General features: G+C 73.9%; 17 protein-coding genes. 8 read left to right on the top strand and 9 right to left on the bottom strand.

Annotation, left to right across the window (positions count from 1 at the left end):
- Window positions 1–28: 28 nt before the first annotated feature.
- A complete protein-coding gene (locus ACFYX3_RS20385; RefSeq protein WP_389015176.1) occupies window positions 29–2,050 on the top strand; it encodes a prolyl oligopeptidase family serine peptidase in 2,022 nt (673 codons plus the stop codon).
- On the top strand, window positions 2,047–2,982 hold the full coding sequence (locus ACFYX3_RS20380) for an LD-carboxypeptidase (protein ID WP_389015173.1): 936 nt from the start codon (window positions 2,047–2,049) through the stop codon (window positions 2,980–2,982). The genes ACFYX3_RS20385 and ACFYX3_RS20380 overlap by 4 nt, the downstream gene beginning before the upstream one ends.
- A 112-nt stretch (window positions 2,983–3,094) precedes the next feature.
- Here the strand turns inward: ACFYX3_RS20380 and ACFYX3_RS20375 are convergent, their stop codons facing one another.
- Genes ACFYX3_RS20375 through ACFYX3_RS20360 form a run of 4 tightly spaced genes read right to left on the bottom strand, consistent with a single transcriptional unit; the run spans window position 3,095 to window position 8,680 of the window.
- On the bottom strand, window positions 3,095–4,465 hold the full coding sequence (locus ACFYX3_RS20375) for a cytosine permease (RefSeq protein ID WP_389015170.1): 1,371 nt from the start codon (window positions 4,463–4,465) through the stop codon (window positions 3,095–3,097).
- Between the two features lie 32 nt (window positions 4,466–4,497).
- Window positions 4,498–5,940, bottom strand: coding sequence for a DUF1116 domain-containing protein (locus ACFYX3_RS20370; protein WP_389015167.1), 1,443 nt, complete (start codon window positions 5,938–5,940; stop codon window positions 4,498–4,500).
- The gene (fdrA, locus tag ACFYX3_RS20365; protein ID WP_389015164.1) at window positions 5,937–7,490 is read right to left on the bottom strand and encodes an acyl-CoA synthetase FdrA; all 1,554 of its coding nucleotides are present in this window, start codon (window positions 7,488–7,490) and stop codon (window positions 5,937–5,939) included. The genes ACFYX3_RS20370 and fdrA overlap by 4 nt, the downstream gene beginning before the upstream one ends.
- Entirely contained in the window at window positions 7,487–8,680 is a 1,194-nt protein-coding gene (locus ACFYX3_RS20360) for a DUF2877 domain-containing protein (RefSeq protein WP_389015161.1), read from the bottom strand. The genes fdrA and ACFYX3_RS20360 overlap by 4 nt, the downstream gene beginning before the upstream one ends.
- 61 nt (window positions 8,681–8,741) lie before the next feature.
- Here ACFYX3_RS20360 and ACFYX3_RS20355 point away from each other — a divergent pair, with 61 nt between their 5' ends.
- Complete coding sequence (locus ACFYX3_RS20355) at window positions 8,742–9,677, top strand: carbamate kinase (RefSeq protein WP_389015158.1); 936 nt, start codon at window positions 8,742–8,744, stop codon at window positions 9,675–9,677.
- 86 nt (window positions 9,678–9,763) lie between these two features.
- Here ACFYX3_RS20355 and ACFYX3_RS20350 read toward each other — a convergent pair whose 3' ends face one another.
- On the bottom strand, window positions 9,764–10,417 hold the full coding sequence (locus ACFYX3_RS20350; RefSeq protein ID WP_376591385.1) for a GntR family transcriptional regulator: 654 nt from the start codon (window positions 10,415–10,417) through the stop codon (window positions 9,764–9,766).
- Between the two features lie 201 nt (window positions 10,418–10,618).
- Here ACFYX3_RS20350 and ACFYX3_RS20345 point away from each other — a divergent pair, with 201 nt between their 5' ends.
- A complete protein-coding gene (locus ACFYX3_RS20345; protein ID WP_389015154.1) occupies window positions 10,619–12,433 on the top strand; it encodes a CocE/NonD family hydrolase in 1,815 nt (604 codons plus the stop codon).
- A gap of 11 nt (window positions 12,434–12,444) precedes the next feature.
- Here the strand turns inward: ACFYX3_RS20345 and ACFYX3_RS20340 are convergent, their stop codons facing one another.
- Entirely contained in the window at window positions 12,445–13,533 is a 1,089-nt protein-coding gene (locus tag ACFYX3_RS20340) for an adenosine deaminase (protein ID WP_382652181.1), read from the bottom strand.
- A gap of 219 nt (window positions 13,534–13,752) precedes the next feature.
- Entirely contained in the window at window positions 13,753–14,502 is a 750-nt protein-coding gene (locus tag ACFYX3_RS20335; RefSeq protein WP_389015150.1) for a GntR family transcriptional regulator, read from the bottom strand.
- A gap of 187 nt (window positions 14,503–14,689) precedes the next feature.
- Between ACFYX3_RS20335 and ACFYX3_RS20330 the strand changes: the two genes are divergently transcribed.
- The 3 genes from ACFYX3_RS20330 to ACFYX3_RS20320 are packed head-to-tail and all read left to right on the top strand — an operon-like array spanning window position 14,690 to window position 15,860.
- Entirely contained in the window at window positions 14,690–14,941 is a 252-nt protein-coding gene (locus tag ACFYX3_RS20330) for a lipopolysaccharide assembly protein LapA domain-containing protein (protein ID WP_184932034.1), read from the top strand.
- A complete protein-coding gene (locus ACFYX3_RS20325; protein WP_116158020.1) occupies window positions 14,938–15,288 on the top strand; it encodes a hypothetical protein in 351 nt (116 codons plus the stop codon). Before ACFYX3_RS20330 ends, ACFYX3_RS20325 begins: the two co-directional genes overlap by 4 nt.
- Before the next feature lie 29 nt (window positions 15,289–15,317).
- Entirely contained in the window at window positions 15,318–15,860 is a 543-nt protein-coding gene (locus tag ACFYX3_RS20320) for a GNAT family N-acetyltransferase (protein WP_376591378.1), read from the top strand.
- Here the strand turns inward: ACFYX3_RS20320 and ACFYX3_RS20315 are convergent.
- The gene (locus tag ACFYX3_RS20315) at window positions 15,857–16,189 is read right to left on the bottom strand and encodes a DUF6204 family protein (protein WP_359518541.1); all 333 of its coding nucleotides are present in this window, start codon (window positions 16,187–16,189) and stop codon (window positions 15,857–15,859) included. The two genes, ACFYX3_RS20320 and ACFYX3_RS20315, sit on opposite strands and share 4 nt — an antisense overlap.
- A gap of 192 nt (window positions 16,190–16,381) precedes the next feature.
- Here ACFYX3_RS20315 and ACFYX3_RS20310 point away from each other — a divergent pair, with 192 nt between their 5' ends.
- Window positions 16,382–18,346 carry a DUF5107 domain-containing protein gene (locus tag ACFYX3_RS20310; protein WP_389015144.1) on the top strand — a complete coding sequence of 655 codons (1,965 nt, stop codon included), beginning with the start codon at window positions 16,382–16,384 and terminating at the stop codon, window positions 18,344–18,346.
- A 47-nt stretch (window positions 18,347–18,393) separates the two neighbouring features.
- On the opposite strand, the gene ACFYX3_RS20305 is transcribed toward ACFYX3_RS20310, so the two are convergent.
- Window positions 18,394–19,230: a class I SAM-dependent methyltransferase gene (locus tag ACFYX3_RS20305; RefSeq protein WP_389015140.1), complete on the bottom strand. Its 837-nt coding sequence runs from the start codon at window positions 19,228–19,230 to the stop codon at window positions 18,394–18,396.
- Window positions 19,231–19,232 lie beyond the last annotated feature (2 nt).

The raw sequence follows: 19,232 nt of genomic DNA, 5'->3' as shown, positions 1-19,232 counted from the left end.
CCACGCAGGACCGAGGGGGACCGGACCCATGACAGGGGGAGACGAGATGGACACGACCACGGCCGGGTACGGCAGCTGGCCTTCGCCCGTGGACGCCGCGCTCGCCGCGGCGCACGACGGACGGCCCGACTTCCTCGGCGCCGTCGGCGACGAACTCTGGTGGACCGCGCCCCGCCCCGCCGAGGGCGGCCGCCGTGCCCTCGTCCGGCGGCGCGCCGACGGCACCGAGGAGAGCCTGCTGCCCGCCCCGTGGAACGTGCGGAGCCGCGTGATCGAGTACGGCGGGCAGCCATGGGCGGCCGTCCCGCGCCCGGCGGACGGGCCCCTCGCCGTCTTCTGCCACTTCCCCGACCAGCGGCTCTACGCCTACGAACCCGACGCCGCGCCCGGCGCGGAGCCGCGGCCGCTCACCCCCCTCTCCGCCGTCGGCGGCGGACTGCGCTGGGTGGACCCCGTGATCCACCCGGAGCGGGGCGAGGTGTGGTGCGTCCTGGAGGAGTTCACCGGCCCCGCCCCCACCGACGTCCGCCGCGTCCTCGCCGCCGTCCCCCTCGACGGCTCCGCCGCCGACGACCGCGCCGCCGTCCGTGAACTCTCCGACGGTCGCCACCGGTTCGTGACCGGACCCCGGCTCTCCCCGGACGGCCGCCGGGCGGCCTGGATCGCCTGGGACCACCCCCGGATGCCCTGGGACGGCACCGAGGTCCAGCTCGCCGACGTCACCCCCGACGGCACCTTCCGCGAGGCCGGGACCGTCGCCGGCGGGACCTCCGAGTCGATCCCGCAGGTCGACTGGGACGCGGCCGGGAGGCTGCTCCTCGTCAGCGACCGCACCGGCTGGTGGAACCTCTACCGCGCGGAGGTCGCGCCCGACGGCGGCCTCACCGAACCGGAGGCGCTCTGCCCGCGCGCCGAGGAGTTCGGCGGGCCGCTCTGGCAGATCGGGCTCCGCTGGTTCACGCCCCTGGAGAACGGGCTCATCGCCGTCGTCCACGGCAGGGGATCCCCCTCCCTCGGGATCCTCGATCCCGAGCGCCGCGAGCTCGTCGACGCCGGCGGGCACCGCGTCGAGTGGGCCGCCACCCTCGCCGCGCACGGCACCCGGGTCGTCGGCGTCGCCGCCGGACCGCGCAGCTCGGCCGAGCTCGTCGAGCTCGACACCTGCACCGGCCGCAGCCGCGTGGTCGGCGCCGCGCACACCGACGCCGTCGACCCCGCGTACCTCCCCGAGCCCCGGGTCCGCACCTTCACCGGCCCCGGCGGGCGGGAGATCCACGCGCAGGTCTTCCCGCCCCACCACCCCGGATTCACCGGGCCCGAGGGCGAACTGCCGCCCTATGTGATCTGGGCCCACGGCGGCCCCACCGGGCGCGCGCCGCTCGTCCTCGACCTGGACATCGCCTACTTCACCTCACGGGGCATCGGCGTCGCCGAGGTCGACTACGGCGGCTCGACCGGCTACGGCCGGGAGTACCGGGAGCGGCTGCGCGAGCAGTGGGGCGTCGTCGACGTCGAGGACTGCGCCGCCGTCGCGGAAGCGCTCGCCGCCGAGGGCACCGCCGACCCCGCCCGGATCGCGGTACGCGGCGGCAGCGCCGGCGGCTGGACCACCGCCGCGTCCCTCGTCTCCACCGACGTGTACGCCTGCGGCACGATCATCTACCCCGTACTCGACCTGCGGAACTGGGCCACCGACGAGACCCACGACTTCGAGTCCCAGTACCTCCACGGACTGGTCGGACCGCTCGACGAAGTGCCCGCCCGCTACAAGGAACGCTCGCCGATCGAGCACGTCGACCGCGTCACCGCCCCGTTCCTGCTGCTCCAGGGCCTCGACGACGTCATCTGCCCGCCCGCGCAGGCCGAGCGCCTCCTCGCCCGCGCGGCCGGCCTGGGCGTCCCGCACGCCTACCTCGCCTTCGAGGGGGAGGGGCACGGCTTCCGCAGGGCCGACACGATGATCCAGGCGCTGGAGGCCGAACTCTCCCTGTACGTACGGACCTTCGGCATCGACCGTACGGACGTACCGGACCTGGAGTACCGCACGTGACCCCGGTGAGTCCTCTGGCCCGGGCCGAACGGCTCGCGCCCGGGGCGCGGGTCGCCGTCGTCGCCCCCAGCGGACCCATCCCCGGGGAACGGCTCACGGCAGGGCTCGACATCCTGCGCGGCTGGGGCCTGGAACCGGTGGTCGCCCCGCACGTCCTGGACACCCACCCCACGCTCGGCCACCTCGCGGGCGCGGACCTGGCGCGGGCCCGCGACCTCACCGAGGCCTGGTGCGACCCCACGGTCTCCGCGGTGCTCTGCGCCCGCGGCGGCTTCGGGGCCCAGCGCATGGTCGACCTGGTCGACTGGCAGGCGATACGGGCGGCCGGGCCCAAGGCCTTCGTCGGCTACAGCGACGTCACCGCACTGCACGAGGCCTTCGCCGTCCGGGCCGGCTTCGCCACCCTGCACGGACCGATGGTCGCCGCCGGCACGTTTCTGTCGGACCCGCGCACCCAGGAGTCGCTGCGGGCCACCCTCTTCGAGCCCGGGACCGTCCTGACGCTCGGCCTGGACACGGCACGGGCCCTGGTGCCGGGCCGCGCGCGGGGCGTGACGCTCGGCGGCTGCGCCAGCCTCCTCGCCGCCGACCTCGGCACCCCGCACGGGCGGACCTCGGCGCGCGGCGGGCTGCTGCTCCTGGAGGACGTGGGGGAGGAGCCGTATCGCCTCGACCGCATCCTCACCCAACTGCTGCGCTCCGGCCTGCTCGACGGGGTCGCGGGCATCGGCCTCGGTTCCTGGGAGGAATGCGGTCCGTACGAGGAGGTACGGGCGGTGCTGGCCGACCGGCTCGGCGGCCTCGGGGTGCCGGTCGTGGAGGAGCTGGGCTTCGGGCACAGCACGACCGCGCTCACCCTGCCGCTCGGCCTGCCGGCCGTCCTGGACGCGGACACGTGCACGCTGACGCTGGAGGAACCGGCCTTCCGCTGACCGGGGCCGGGTTCTGCTCCAAGGCGCCCCTGCACGACGACCGCGCCCCCGCCCCCAGGGAGGTGGGGGCGGGGGCGCGGTCGTCCTGACGGTGTGGTGCCGGCCGGGGTGGTCACCCCACCGTCGCCTCGGGTGCGCCGACCGTCGGGGACCGGTCCTCGGGCTCGGACGGCCGCGACACGGCCCGTTCCAGGACGGCGTACGCGACCACCGCGACGACCAGGCCGGTGACCGCGTCGGACAGCTGCGGCGCCCACCAGTGGGCGGCACCGCCGGCCGTCGCGCCGATCGCCCAGGCCACGAAGGCCGTCGGACGGACCGCCACGGTGGGACGCCGGTCCATCGCGCCGCGGCCGCCGCGGGCGAAGAACATGTCGGCGATGAGCACGCCGCCGAGCGGCGGCACGAACACGCTCAGGATGACCAGCCAGCTCAGGAAGTGGTTCCAGACACCCGCGAGCGCGGCCGCCGTACCGATGAGACCGAGGACGATCGTCATCAGGCGCATCGTCGTGCCGGTCAGGTGCGACCAGCCCAGTGCGCCGTTGTACAGGCAGTGGCTGCACACGGAACCGAGGTTGACGAAGACGAACACGGCCGCGATCACGTTCAGGATCCCGGAGTGCTCGCCGGTCAGGATCGGCAGGAAGTCGCCGCCCGTCGTGCCGGCCGAGGCGATGGCGCCCGCCGCGACGACCAGACCACCGGTGACCTGGGCGACGAGGCTCGCGATCGGGAACGCGCTGACGGTCGCGAGGACGGCCTGCCGGCCGTTCTTCGACCAGCGGGTGAAGTCCGCGGTCATCGTGCCCGAGTCGGCGAACGTCGCCATGATCGTGGAGACGGCCGCGCCGAAGGTGAGCGCGGACGCGCCGCCGACGCCCTGGTACGAGAACACGGCACCCAGGTCGTGGTCACGGGCCACGACGACCAGGGCGATGACACCGGCGACGACGAACAGCGGCGCGGCGACCGCGCCCAGCCAGGACAGCGCCTTGATGCCCAGATAGGTCAGGCCTATGAAGCCCAGACCCGCGAGCACGGTGACCAACTGCTCGTGCCAGCCGAACGACGCGTGCAGCGTCGCGCCGGTGGCACCGGTGTTGAACGCGAACCAGCCGACCACGATCGTGGCCAGGAACGCGGAGGCGATGACGTAGCCGCCGCGGCCGAAGGTGCGTGTGGCCTGGAGCGAGAAGCTCTCGCCGGTGGTTCCGGCCCGGTGGCTGAGGATCCCCACGTACAGGAGCATGACGAGGTTGGCCACGAGGATGGCCGCGAGCCCACGCCAGAAGCCCAGCATGGCGACGACCACGCCGCCGGGGATGGCGTTGGTCAGGATCATCGGGAATCCGAACCAGACGGCCGAGACCGTCAGGAGCGACTTCCGGCGGTCGGCCGGTACCGGGCTGTGCTCGAACTCGTCGTCGAGTTCCCGGCCCGCGGAGGTGTCCGGTTCCGCGGCGGAGCGGTTTGTCTTCATCGTGTCCGGTCTTCCGGGAGGGCTGTCGCGCGTCAGGCGAGAGCGGAGGCGAGGGCGGTGGCAGCCTTGGTGAAGACCTCGGCGGGCGGGTGGGTGATGCCGGCGCCGATCATTCCGATGCCGGCCTCCTTGTGGGCGATGGCCGTGTTGATGATCGGCAGGATCCCGGTGTCGAGGACCTTGCGGACGTCGATGCCGGTGGGCAGGCCCTGGAAGTCGAGGGCCGGGATCGTGACGTTGGGGTTCTGCGCCGTGGTGATCTCGCCCATGTCGCGGGTGTAGCCCATGGCCTCGGCCACGGTGCCGCCGACCAGCGCGACGATGGCGGGGGCCGCCGACATCGCGAAGCCGCCGAAGCCGTACGTCTCGGTGATCGCGCTGTCGCCGATGTCGAGGCCGGAGTCCTCCGGCCTGTAACCGGCGAACATGGGGCCGATCACCTTCTGCGCGGGACCGGTGAACCACTGTCCGGGCAGGCCGGCGACGCGGATGCCGAACTCGACGCCGTTGCGGGCCATCGTGGTGACGATCGTGGAGTCCGCCACGCCGTTGGCGGCGTCGAGCGCGGCCTTGGCCATCGCCATCCACGTCGGTCCCGAGAAGTAGTCGGAGGACGCGACGAAGTCGAAGACCTCCTTCTTCTGCTCGGTCGTGAAGGACGACTGGAGCAGACCCGGCGCGAGCGCCTGGAAGAGCAGCAGCGTGCCGGCGCCGTTGCGGTTGTGGCACTCGTCGCCCATGTGAAGGGCCTGGGACAGCAGCAGGCGCAGGTCGAGGGGGCCGGTGAACTCCACGGCCTCCTTGAGCATCGGGCCGAAGACGTCCCGCATCCAGACGAGGCGGTCGACGACGCTCTGGTCGTTGGCGCCCATCCGCAGGATCTTCGCCATCTGCTCGGACAGGTTGGTGTACGCGATGTTGCCGTGCGTCTCGTTCTTCACGATGTGCACGTACATCGAGGCGGAGGTGACGCCGGCCATCGAGCCGACCGAGTCCGCCTCGTGGCACGGCTTGAAGGTGATCCGGCCGGAGGCGGCGACCTCGGCGGCCTCGTCGAGGTCCTCCGCCAGGCCCTCGAAGACGATCGCGCCGGTGACGGCGCCCTTCATCGGGCCGTTCATGTCCTCCCAGGCGATGGGCGGGCCCGAGTGGAGGATCGTGGTCGGGGTCATGCCGGGGACGACGTCGAGGGCGCGGCCGAAGCCGATCAGCATCGGGCGGGCGGCCATGATGCGCTCGACGGCCTCGGCGTTGGCGGCCTCGATCCGCGCGGCGAGCCCGGGGCGCTCCAGCGCTTCGAGGGCGCGGGCCGCCTCCGCGTTGCCGCCGCCGGGCGGCGTCCAGTCCAGGGTGGAGACCTTGGCGTCCTGGGCCTTGATGTCGGCGTCGAACATGGCGAGGCCGACGTTGACGACGCTCAGGTCGGAAGCGAACAGCCGGGCTGCCGGGGTGAGTTCGGTGTTCTCGGTGCTCATGCCTGGGCCTTCTTCGCGATCTCACGGGCGAACCGGCCCGTCTCGGTGGAGCTGAGGGTGACGGTGACGCCGGCCGCGCGCAGGGCGGCGCTCTGGGCGGCGACGGAGGGGGTGTCCAGGTCGGTGCCGAGGACGTAGGCGACGATCTCCAGGTGACGGCCGGCGTCCTTCGCGATGCGCAGGGCCTCCTCGATGGCGGGGAGGGTGGTGCCGACCGGGTCCTCGTGGGAGCCGAAGCCGAGGACGAAGTCCATGACGATCGCGGCGACCTCGGGGTCCTCGGCCTCCTCGACGATGCGCTCGATGCGCAGGGCCGGGTCGATCATCGGGTGCGGACGGCCGTTGGTGAAGTCGTCGTCGCCGAAGTCGAGGAAGGTGTGGCCGCGCGAGGCGGAGCCGGCCGGGAGGCGGAAGTCGGCGTTCTTCTGGATGTTGGACCAGACGTCGAGCCCGGCGTCGCGCACGGCGTACATGGTCTCGTCGCAGAGGGTGCCGCCGCAGAACAGGCCGCGCACGTACTTCTGGCCCTCGGCCAGGCGGGAGACGACGGCCTCGGCGGCGGCCTCCGCGCCGGCGCCGGCGTCCTGGGCGGCGTAGCCCTCGACGCCGGCGAGTTCGACGGCCTTGCGGGCGGCCTGGAGGCTGCCGGCGGCGAAGTGGCCGCCGGCGGCGGTGACCGCTTCCTCGGAGCCGTCGATGAACCAGACGACGACCGGCTTGCCCGCGGCGGCGACCTCGGCGAGGACCTTCTTCTCGACCGAAGCGGCCGGCGGCTTGGAGACCAGGACGATGACGTCGGTGGCCGGGTCGGCGGCGAGCGCGCGGATGCCGTCGACCATCATGATGCCGCCGACCTGCTCGGAGAGGTCGCGGCCGCCGGTGCCGATGAGCTGCGAGATGCCGCCGCCCAGGGCGTGGACGCGGACGGAGACCTCCTGCGAGCCGGTGCCGGAGGCGGCGACGATGCCGATCGAGCCCGGGCGGACCTTGTTGCCGAAGCAGAGCGCGATGTTGTTGACGATCGCGGTGCCGCAGTCCGGGCCCATCATGAACAGGCCCTTGTCGTGGGCGAGGTTCTTGAGCGCGATCTCGTCCTCGACGGCGACGTTGTCGCTGAACATCATCACGTGCAGGCCGCTCTCGAGGGCCTTGCGGGCCTCGCGGGCGGCGTAGGCGCCGTTGACGGCGATGACCGCGAGGTTGGCGCCGTCGATGCCCGCGGCGGCGGAGGCGATGGTCCGGTAGGTGACCTCGCCGCCGCCGGCGGAGGCGGGGGCCTTGCGGGTGAGGAGGTCCTCGATCTCCGCGAGGAGCGCCTCGGTGTCGGCGCCGTCCTCCGACACCAGGACGATCATGAGGTCGCCGCTCTCGGCGGCCCGCAGCTCGTCGGTGAGCAGGCCCAGGTTCTCCAGCACCCCCTTGTTCATCTCGGTGCCCATGGCGGTGAACGCCTGGTCCACCCCGTCCAGGCCGTTGGCCTTGGTCGAGACGGACATGAGGGACACGGAGTCGAAATAGGTGTTCTTCCGTACGACTGCTGTGATGCTCACAGCGGACCTCGCAGTTCTTCTTCCAGACGGAGTCCGGCCGCCAGGCCGGACAGGGTGTCGCCGCCCGAGGTGTGACCGATGGTCAGCACCTTCCGGACGGGAACGTTCAGGTCCCGCGCCGGGCGGCGTTCCGCCAGCAGACGCAGGAGGTCGAGGAGTTCGGCCCTGGTCCGGCCGTCGGCCGCCTCGCTCACCGTGGCGAGACCGAGGTCCGTGGTGCGGCCGCCGTGTCCGGTCAGGACGTCCCGCAGGACGGGCGGGAAACCGGCGAGCCGGCTGCCCGGCAGGGCGGCGAGCAGGGCGAGGCCGGTGAGGAAGTCGTCGCCGGCGGGGGTCAGTCCGGGGCCCAGGCCGAGCAGGGCGAGGACGCCGCGCCGTGTCCTGTCGGCGTCGCCGGCCCGTACGGCCTCGACCAGCGTCGTACGCCCCTCGTCGAGGGCGCGGGCGACGGCGGTCTCCATCGGTCCGGCGCCGGGGGCCGCGCCGAGCATGCCGCCGGGCGGTCCGTACGCGCGGCAGAGCCGGTCGAGGAGGGTGGCGGCGGCGGCGAGTTCGCCGGGCGGGAGGCCGGCGAGGGAGGGCGTGGCGGCGTGCCAGGGGCGGGCCTCCGCGGTGGTGACGCGGAGCGGGGGATGGGGGTGCGGACGGTCGAGGGTGACGCTCCCGTGCCCGAAGGCCACGCTCCGGCCGGCCTCGACGCCGCGCCCCGTCCAGGCGGCGAGGTCGGTGACCAGGGTCCGGGGCGCGTCACCGCCGTCGCGTGCGGCGAGGGCGATGAGCATGCCGTCCGGGGTCAGCAGGTTGACCATCCGGGCGAAGACCGAGTGGACCGAACCGCTGCCGGAAAGCCCCCGCAGGCGGTCGAGCAACAGCGCGTCGCCGGATCGGGCACGGAGACGGTCGGGCGTCCGGGCGTCGTGGGGCGGCAGTCCGTTGCCGGGCTGCGGCCGGGAGCCGCCGAGCGGCAGGGCGTCGCGGGACGGGGTCCCAGGGCGGTCGGGCGTCGGGGTGTCGCCGGACCGGGGCCGGGGGTGGCCGAACGGTATGCCGTCGCCGGACGCGGTCCGAGGGTGCTCGGGCGTCCCGGCGTCGCCGGGCCTGGGCCGAGCGTCGCCGGCATGGCTGTGGCACCTCACCGTGCCCTCCTCGTCGCCGTGCGTCAGTGACCGCTCCTGCCCCCTTTCGGTCATCCAATATTGGTATACCATTCTGGGTCTCATAGGCGAACACAAGCACCGCAAGGGAAATCGCATGCGCATCGTCGTCGCTCTCGGAGGAAACGCACTCGCCCGCCGCGGGGAGCCGATGACGGCCGACCGCCTGCGCGCCAACGTCCGGGGCGCCTGCCAGGCCCTGGCCGGTCTGGCGCGCGAGCACGAGGTCGTCATCACCCACGGCAACGGCCCCCAGGTCGGCCTCCTCGCCCTCCAGAACCTCGCCTACCAGGACGTCGCGGCCTACCCGCTGGACATCCTCGGCGCCGAGACCCAGGGCATGATCGGCTACGTCATCCAGCAGGAGCTCTCCAACGCCCTGGCCGGCGAGCGCGAGGTGGCGGCCGTCCTCACCACGACCGAGGTCGACGAGGCCGACCCGGCCTTCGAGCGCCCCACCAAGCTGATCGGCCCCACCTACTCGGCGCAGGACGCCGCCGAGGCCGCGGCCGAGTACCGCTGGACGATCGCCCGCGACGGCGGCGCGTTCCGCCGGGTCGTCCCGTCGCCCGAGCCGCTGCGCATCATGCAGGCGCCGCTGGTCGGCACGCTCCTCGACAACGGCACGCTGGTGGTCTGCGTGGGCGGCGGCGGCGTGCCCGTGCGCACCGACTCCAAGGGCCGCCAGATCGGCATGCAGGCCGTCGTCGACAAGGACGCGGCGAGCGCGGCGCTCGCCGCCGACCTGGAGGCGGACATGCTGATCATGCTCACGGACGGCGACTTCGTGAGCCGGAACTGGGGCACCCCCGAGCAGCGGGACATCCTCACCGCCTCCCCGGAGGGCCTGGCCGAGCTCACCTTCGCCGAAGGCTCGATGAAGCCCAAGGTCGACGCCGCCATCCGCGTCGCCCGGGCCGGCGGCCGCACCCTCATCGGCCCCCTGGAGCGCCTCGACGACCTGATGGCGCGCCAGGTCGGCACGGAGATCCGCGCCGACGTTCCCGGCGGTGTGGTGTACGTGGGGGAGTGACGGCCGTCAGCGCGGCCGGGGCGCCCATTCGGTATACCGTTTGATCATGAGCCGTGACGGCGACCCGCCGCCACGGCGCCGGCGGCCTACTCCGCCGCCGTCCTGCGCTGGTGCGCGGCGACCTCGTCGCGGCTGGTCTCCAGGTGGCGCAGGGCCAGCTTCTCGACGCGCTCCACGTCCCGCGCCTCGATCCCCCGGTACAGCTCCGCGTGCTCCTCGGCGACGACGGAGAGGTCGTCGTGCTGGCCGAGCAGCCAGCGCATCCGGCTGCGCAGCGTCGCGTTGAGTTCGTTGAGCAGGGCGTTGTCGGCGAGCTCCGTCACGGTCTCGTGGAAGTCGGCGGCCGCCCGTCGGGCAGCTTGGCCGTCGCCTGCCGCCGCCGCCGCCAGCTCGGCGTCGAGGTCGGCGCGGAGCTTGGCGAGCCCCGCCCGGGTGCGGCGCTGCGCGGCGAGCCGGAAGCCGAGGATCTCCAGGGCGGACCGCACCTCGCCGAGGTCCGAGATGTCGGACGCCGTGAACTCGCGGACCACCGCCCAGGTGCGGGGGCGCGGCGTCACCAGGCCCTCCGCGACCAGGTCCCGCAGGGCGTCGCGGACCGGCAGCCGGCTCACGTCGAGCTCGGCCGCGATCTCGCGCTCCACCAGCCTGCTGCCGGGGGCCCGGGTCCCGTCGATGATCTGATCGCGCAGCGCGCGCGTCACCCGCTCCGATTCGGGTCTGAATTCCTCAGCGCCTGTCATGCCCGCCATTCTCCCACCGAGGGCCGGGCGGTGATCCGCGGGACCCGGCGGCGGGCGCGGGCCGGGCCGCCTTCACTGAATCTCCGTCAGCGACCTTCGTCCTGCGCGTTGACGTGCTTATGACACGTGTCACAGCATGGGCGCTGCCCTCGTACCTACCAGTCGGTAGGCGCGAGTCGGTCTCTCGGCGTCGTCCCCAGCATGGAGGTCCCCGTGTCCCGTGCCGTGCCCCGATCCCGCACCGCCCTCGCGCTCGTGGCCGGCGCGGCCGCCCTCGCCGCGCCCCTCGCCCTCGCCGCACCCGCCGCCGGCGCGGAGCCGCCCGGCACCGAGGCGCCCGCCCCCGCCCCGTACACCGTGACCCCGCTCCGGTTCACCGTCCAGGCGGACGGCCGGAGTTGCACGGTCGACGCCGACCTCTACCGGCCCGCAGGTGCGGACGCCGACCACCCCGCCCCCGCCGTCCTCGCCACCAACGGCTTCGGCGGCAGCAAGAGCGACGGCTCCACCGCCGCCATCGGCAGGGCCTTCGCCGAGCGCGGCTACGTCGGCCTCGTCTACTCGGGCCTCGGCTTCGGGAAGTCCGGCTGCCTGATCTCCCTCGACTCCCCGGAGGCGGACGGCCGGGCCGCCGCCCGCCTCGTCGACTTCCTCGCCGGCACCCGCGCCGCCGACGACGGCACCCGCGCGGACTTCGTCGTCCGGGACGGCGCGGGAGACCCGCGCGTGGGCATGATCGGAGGCTCCTACGGCGGGGCCGTGCAGCTCGCGGCCGCCTCCGTCGATCCCCGTATCGACGCCCTCGTCCCCCTCATCACCTGGAACGACCTGGCGTACTCGCTCGCCCCGAACGCCGCCGACCGCGCCACCCCCGGCGTCTTCAAATGGCAGTGGGCCAACGGCTTCTTCCTCATCGGCGAGGGCCAGCCCCTGCTCTCCCCGTCCCTCGACCCCAGCCGGATCAACTCCCTCGGCTGTCTGCACTTCGTCACCGACGCCTGCGACACCGTGAGGCTCCTCGACTCCGGCAGCTATCCGGCCGCCGCGACCGAGAGGATGCTCGCCTACGCCCGCAGCGTCTCCCCGGTCTCCTATCTGGACCGGATCACCGCCCCGACGCTGATCGTCCAGGGCCAGTCCGACAGCCTGTTCAACCTCAACGAGGCGCGCGCCACCTACGACCGGCTGCGCGAGCGCGGCGTCGACACCCGGATGATCTGGCAGTCCTGGGGCCACAGCGGAGGACGGAAGCCGGGCGAACTCGACCTCTCGAACCCCGAGGCGAGTTATGTCGGGCAGCGCGTCCTCGCCTGGTTCGACCGCCACCTCCGCAAGAACGCGGCCGCGGACACCGGCCCCGCCTTCGCCTGGTACCGCGAGGGGCAGAGCGGTTACGGCACCGCGGACCGGGTCCCGGCGCTCAGCCAGAAGCTGTACCTCTCCGGCGACGGCAAGCTCGTCGACAACCGTACGAAGGTCGCCCGCGGCTCCCGCCAGTACAGCAACCGGCTGATCCCGACGAGCCATTCGGAGTCCTCGCTCGCCGGGACGATCGGGCTCCCCGACCCCCGGCCCTACGACACCCCCGGCACCTACCTCGGCTGGACCAGCGCCCCGCTCACCGCGCCCGTGGACCTCGTCGGCGCGCCGAGGGCGACCCTCAGGGTCGTCTCCCCGGCGACCGAACGCGTCCAGGACTCCGGCGACGCCGCCGACAAGCTCGTCCTCTTCGCGAAGCTCTACGACGTCGCGCCCGACGGGACGAAGGCCCTGGTCAACCGGCTGGTCGCGCCGGTACGCGTACCGGACGTCACCCTGCCCTTCACCGTCGAGCTGCCGGGCATCGTCCACCGGTACGAGACGGGCCACCGGCTGGAGTTCGTCGTCGCCGCGAGCGACACCGCGTACTCCGGCAACCGCGGCATCAAGCCGGTGACCGTCGTCAGCGACCCCGGGTCCACCGGGTCCGCGGGGACGCTCTCCCTTCCCCTGGTGGGCGGGGGAAGGGTGGAGTAGCCCCGGAGCGCCTACAGCGCCGCGTACCCCGGGCGGACGACCTCGTCGATCAGCCGCTGCCGCTCCGGCAGCGGCAGGAAGGCGGCCTCCAGGGCGGCGACCGTGAACTCCTCGAAGACCTCCGGGCCGTACCCGAACGCGTCCACCATGTGCTGGAACTCCTCGCTCATGGTGGTGCCGGAGACCAGCCGGTTGTCGGTGTTCAGCGTGATGCGGAAGCCGAGGCGGCGCAGCTCGTCGATCGGGTGCGAGGCGTAGTCCTTCGCGGCGCCCGTCTGGAGGTTGGAGGTCGGGCAGACCTCCAGGGCGATGCGGTTGTCCCGGACGTACGAGGCGAGCCGGCCCAGCGTGCCGTCCTCGGCGATGTCGTCCGTGATCCGCACGCCGTGGCCGATCCGCTCGGTGCCGCAGACCTGCACGGCCTCGTGGATCGACTCCGCGCCGACGGCCTCGCCGGCGTGGATCGTGTAGTGGCAGTTCTCCCGCTTCAGGTGCTGGAAGGCGGGGAGGTGGCGGGCCGGCGGGTTGCCGATCTCGCCGCCGGCTATGTCGAAGCCCGCCACGCCGTTGTCCCGGTGCGCGACCGTGAGCTCCGCGATCTCCAGGGAGCGGTCGGTGTGGCGCATGCCGGTGAGCAGCGTGCGGACGGTGATCCGGCCGCCGGCGCGGCGCTCGCCCTCGCGGAAGCCGTCGTTCACCGCCTCGACGACCTCGTCGAGGGTGAGACCGCCCTCCAGGTGCTGCTCGGGGGCGTAACGGATCTCGGCGTAGACGACGCCGTCCGCCGCCAGGTCCTCGGCGCACTCGGCCGCGATGCGCGCGAGCGCCTCGCGGGTCTGCATGACCGCGCAGGTGTGGGCGAAGGTCTCCAGGTAGCGCTCCAGCGAACCGGAGTCCGCGGCGTCCCGGAACCAGACCGCGAGCTCGGCCGGGTCCTCGGTCGGCAGCGCGGTGTAGCCGCACTCCCGCGCCAGCTCGACGATGGTCGCGGGGCGCAGCCCGCCGTCGAGGTGGTCGTGGAGGACGGCCTTGGGGGCCCGGCGGATCCACTCGGAGACGGTGGCGGCGGCGGGCGTGGCAGGGTTGTCAGACAAGTGCATGGCGGGGAAGTGTACGCCACGGGCGGGGCGGGTGCTGTGACGGCCGTGACAAGGGGCCGGGCCGGGCGGGCCGGGTCAGGCCGGGGCCTTGGCGGGCTCCCGGGGGCCTGGTCTGCCCGCGCCCGCGTTCCTGCGGGTGTTCCGCGCCCAGTGTTCCGCGCCCGGCGTTCCCGCGCCCGGTGTTCCGCGTCCGGCGCCCGGCGCGGCCGCGCCCCCCGCTCAGTGCGACTGCAGCACCGGCAGCGGGACCGTGCCCGTCGGGAGCATGTGCTTGGCGGCCAGGATCGGGGTCTCGCCGACCCGGACGACCTGGGTGACCAGGACCGCGGGGGTGTCCGCCGGGCGGCCCAGCTGCTCGCCGCGCCGCCGTCCGAGGAGCGTCGCCGTGATGCCGCTGTGCGCGTTCAGGGCCGTCTCCCGCGAGGCCCCGACCAGGACCGCGAGCATCGAGACCGCGGCCCCGGCGCCCGTCTGCCGCAGGGCCCGCGCGAACTCAGGGTGCACCCGGTCGAGCAGCCCGTCGGGCGCCGCCCACTCGTGGCTCAGTGCCGCAGCCGTGCCCTCCCCGGTGAGGAGGGACTCCCAGAACCGCAGCTCGGCACGGGCCGGCGCGAGGAGGTGCTGGGTGGTGAAGTCGGTCGGCTCCTCGACGGTCCTGAGCAGCGCCCGCACCCGCAGCGGCGCGCCCGCGCCGATCAGCTCCTCCAGCGGCTGGACGTGCTCGAAGCCGCGCCGGGGCGGGCGGTCGTTGACGGTACGGCCCACCCCGCGCCGTACCGTGAGGACGCCGTCCTCCTGGAGCAGCAGCAGCGCCTCCCGCAGGGCCGGCCGGCTGACGCCCAGCTCGGCGGCGAGCTTCGGCTCGGAGGGGAGCGTGGAGCCCGGCGGGTAGGTGCCGTCGTGGACGGCGTCCGCGATCCGCTCGTAGAGCGCCACGACCGGTCGCCGCCGCTGTCCGCTGACCGTCACGGCCCCTCCTCGTCTCGTCCCCGGCCGGTTCTTCGCCGGTCCTCGCACCACGGTAGTCGGCCCACGTTGTCTGACAAGTCACCCGTACGGCGCTGCTCGCCGTCACGGGGAGGCCCCGCGCGTCCCATTCTGGTGCCACGGCTGTGGCCGGGTACGACAGACGGCACGACGGAGGAGAGGGCCGGGCATGAGTCCCAAGCAGACGCCACGGACATCGGGCGGGGGCACGTCCCGGCTGGCCGGAGCCTTCACCCCGGGGCGGATCGCGATGATCGTGGTCGCCGTCCTCACCCTGGTCTTCATCTTCGAGAACACCCGCGAGGTCAGGATCCGCCTGCTGATCCCCGAAGTCACGATGCCGCTGTACGTGGCGCTGCTCGTGACCGCCCTCCTCGGCGCCGCATGCGGCTACTACGTCGCCGCCCGGAGGCGGAAGTGAGGCGGGCCACCGCCGTCGGCGTCGGCGCGCTCCTGGCGCTCGCGGCCGTCGCCGCCTCCTCGGTGGAGGACGCCGCCGCACCCGGCGACGAGGCCGGGACACGGCCGATGCCGGATTTCCTCGGCCGGGGCCTGTGGCGGGTCTTCACCCACCTGGACCGCCGGACCCGGCTCGACGTCCACGACGTGAGCGGCCGCGACCGGCGGGTGCTCTGGCCGCCGCGCTGGGAGGTCTGCACCCAGTACCCGGCCGCCGGCACGGTGCTCGACCGGCGGACCACCGTCATGATCGGAGTCGTACGGAAGGGGGAGACCTGCCCGCCCCGCGTCCGCGACGCCCGCCGCTGAGGCGCTGCGGCACCGCATAGCCTGGCCGCATGTCCGACGACTCCGGTACGTACCTCGCCAGCGGGCCCCGCGTGGGCCTGCGTCCGTTCTCCCCGGGCGACGCCGAGGAGTTCACCGCCCGCGCCCGCGAGAGCCGGGAGCTCCACCGGCCCTGGCTGTTCCCGCCGTGCACGACCGAGGCGTACGCCGCGTACGCGGGTGCGCTGATCGGCGACCCGGCGCGGGCGGGCTTCCTGGTGTGCGAGCGCGCCGACGGCGGAGCGATCGCCGGCTTCGTCAACATCAACAACATCGTCCGCGGCGCCTTCCGCAGCGGCGCCCTCGGCTACGGAGCCTTCGCGCACGCCGCCGGACGCGGACTGCTCACCGAGGCCCTCGGGCTGGTCATGGACCATGCCTTCGGGCCCCTGGAGCTGCACCGCCTGGAGGCGAACATCCAGCCCGGGAACACCGCCTCCCGCGCCCTCGTCCGCCGCGCAGGCTTCCGCCTGGAGGGTTTCTCGCCCGCGATGCTGCACATCGACGGTGCCTGGCGGGACCACGAACGCTGGGCGTTCACGGCGTCGGACTAGCGCTTGCGGTTGATCTTCATCGTGTCGAGGTCCGTCACCGCCGAGCGCAGCGCCTTGTACCCGTGGCCCAGCTCCTTGAGCGCGGTCTCCACCCGGTCCTCCGCGATCGCGCCCGCCATCTCCTCGCCGTCCTCGGCGTCCGAGACGACGACCAGGCGGTACGAGAAGGCCTTCAGCGTCCGGTCGTAGGCCAGCGAGCCCTCCTCCGTGAACTGCATCGCCGCCATCCCGTGGTCGTCCACCTCGGCGAGCAGCCGCGACCGGCTCTCCTCCGACAGACCGTCGAACGTGCCGCGCACGATGACCCGGTAGGTGTGCTGCGTACCCATTTCCTCGTACTCCCTGTGCCCCTGCTCTCCGGCCGCCACGGCGGCGGTCCGACCCTGCACACTACGGCGGCGGGCCGTGTCGCCGCCGGGAATATCCGGGCCCGCGGCCAGCGGGTCCTTTGCCGAAGCCTGACCGAAGCCTGACGTGGAGAGCCCCTGGTCAGGACCGGCTCCGGCGTGTTCCATGGATCGATGACGACCGTACGACGTGCCGTACTGACGCTGCCCGCGGCCCCGTTGGGCCCGGACAACCCTCTCCCCGCACTGCGGGCCCCCGCCGGCGCCGGGGCCCACGCGGTCGACGCGCGGACCCTCGCGGAGCTCCCGCGCGACATGGCCCGGGGCCTCGGACGGGCGCCGCTGCGCAGCCTGCTTCCCACCCCCGTGCGCGACGGCTACGGCCGCGACCGCACCCCCGCGGACCTCGACACGATCGTGATCGAGAACGACCGGCTCCGGGCGACCGTCCTCCCCGGCCTCGGTGGCCGTGTCCACTCCCTGCACCACAAGTCCACCGGACGCGAACTCCTCTACCGCAACCCGGTCCTCCAGCCCGCCGCCTTCGCCCTCAACGGAGCCTGGTTCTCCGGCGGCATCGAGTGGAACATCGGGGCCACCGGCCACACCACCCTCTCCTGCTCCCCCCTCCACGCGGCGACCGTCCGCGCCCCCGACGGCGGCCCGATGCTCCGCCTCTGGGAGTGGGAGCGCCTGCGCGACCTGCCCTTCCAGGTCGACCTGTGGCTGCCGGAGGGCTCCGACTTCCTGTACGTCGGCGTCCGCGTCCGCAACCCCCACGAGCGGACCGCCCCCGCCTACTGGTGGTCCAACACCGCCGTCCCCGAGGAGCGCAGGGTCCTCGCGCCCGCCGACGCGGCCTGGCACCACGGCTACGACCGCGGCCTGAACCGCCTCCCCGTGCCCCTCACCGAGGACGGCACCGACCGCTCGTACCCGCTGAACGGCGCCCACGCCGCGGACTACTTCTACGACCTGCCGGACGGGCAGCGCCGCTGGATCGCCGCGCTCGACGCCGACGGCCACGGACTCGTCCAGACCTCCACCGACGCGCTGCGCGGCCGCAAGCTCTTCCTGTGGGGCACCGAGCGAGGCGGTCGGCGCTGGCAGGAGTGGCTGACCGAACCCGGCACCCCCGGCTACGCCGAGATCCAGGCCGGACTCGCCCGCACCCAGCTGGAGCACCTGGAGCTCGCGGGCGAAGCGGAGTTCAGCTGGCTGGAGGCGTACGGACCGCTCGCCGCCGACCCCGCCACGGTGCTCGGCGACGACTGGGCCGCCGCCCGCGCGGACGTCGAGCACCGACTGGAGACGGCGCTGCCCCGCGCCGCGGTCGACGCGGCGTACACCGCCTGGCGGGAGGGCGCCGCGGACGCCGAACCGGAGTCCGTCCTCGCCGTCGGCTCCGGCTGGGGAGCCCTCGAAGTCCTGCGCGGGGGACACGCGTTGCCCGGTACGCCCTTCCCCGAGTCGACGCTGGGGCCCGACCAGGAACCCTGGCGGGAGCTCCTGCGCACCGGCGTCCTGCCGCCCCCGGCGAAGGGCGCGGGACCCGGTGCGCCGCTGGTCGCCGCCCCGTGGCGGGACATGCTGGAGACCGCACCCGCCGACCCGTCCACCGAGTACCACCTCGGCATCGCCCAGTGGCACGCCGGAGACCGCGCCCAGGCGGTACGGAGCTGGGAGCGCGGACTCCACCGGGCCGAGGTGCGCTGGCCCCTGCTGTACTGCCTGGCCGTCGCCGACCGGGAGGACGGGCATCCGCAGCGGGCCGCCGAACGGTTCGCGGAGGCCTTCGCCGAGCATGCGGGCCACGGGGACCACGACGGGGGCGAGGTCGTGGCCGCGGCCCTCGGCCGCGAGGGCGTGGCGGCGCTGCTCGCCACGGGCCGTCCTGGCCGGGCCCGGGAGCTGTGGGCCCGGCTGCCCGGCGAGGTCCGGGGGAGGGGAGCCTTCCGCCTCCTGGAGATCCGGATCCTGCTCGCCGAGGGCCGGACGGGCGAGGCCCGCGCCGTCTTCGACGAGGGCTTCGAGGTCGCGGACCTGCGCGAGGGTGCGGAGATCCTCGGCGAGGTCTGGGCGGAGCTCACCGACGAACCCCTGCCGGACGCCTACGAGTTCAGGATGCGGCCGAGCTGATGAACGGCGCCCGCCCGGAGTCCCGGGCGGGCGGACGACGGTACGGGTCAGGACACCCGACACAGGATCTCGCCGTGCGGGACCATGAACCAGGCGTCCTCCTGCCCGCCCCACTCCCGCCAGGCGTCCGCGATCGCCGCCAGTTCGGCGGCGGTCGCGTGGCCGCCGTCCACGGCCAGGTCGGCGTACCCGGAGGCGGTCGTACGGTCCGCCCACAGGCCGCTCCACCACTCCCGTTCCTCCGGGGTGGCGAAGCACCAGGTGCCGGCCGTCGTCGTGATCTCGGTGAAGCCGGCCTGCCGGGCCCAGGAGAGCAGCCGCCGTCCCGCGTCCGGTTCGCCGCCGTTGGCGCGCGCGACCCGGCGGTACAGGCCCAGCCAGCCGTCCAGGGCGGGCCGCTCGGGGAACCAGGCGAAGGCCCCGTAGTCGCTGTCGCGCGCCGCGACGACACCGCCGGGTCGACAGACCCGCCGCATCTCGCGCAGCGCCTGGACCGGGTCGCCCACGTGCTGCAGCACCTGGTGGGCGTGGACGACGTCGAAGGAGTCGTCGGGGAAGTCCAGGGCGTGGACGTCGGCGACGGCGAACTCGACGTTTTCCAGGCCGCGTTCGTCGGCGACCGCCTGCGCCTTCTTCAGTACGTCCTCGGCCGCGTCGACCGCGGTCACCCGACCCGGCGCGACCAGCGCGGCCAGGTCGGCGGTGATGGTGCCGGGCCCACAGCCCACGTCCAGGACGTCCAGGCCCGCGCGCAGTTCGGGCAGCAGGTAGGCCGCGGAGTTGGCGACGGTCCGCCAGCTGTGCGAGCGCAGGACGGACTCGTGGTGGCCGTGCGTGTAGACGGCGGTCTCATGGGCCGCGGGTTGCGCGGAGGCGTGCGTCATCG

It is taken from the genome of Streptomyces sp. NPDC002463, assembly GCF_042889835.1.
GTDB classification, from domain to species: Bacteria; Actinomycetota; Actinomycetes; order Streptomycetales; family Streptomycetaceae; genus Streptomyces; species Streptomyces nymphaeiformis.
This window is presented reverse-complemented; position numbering and strand designations above follow the sequence as displayed.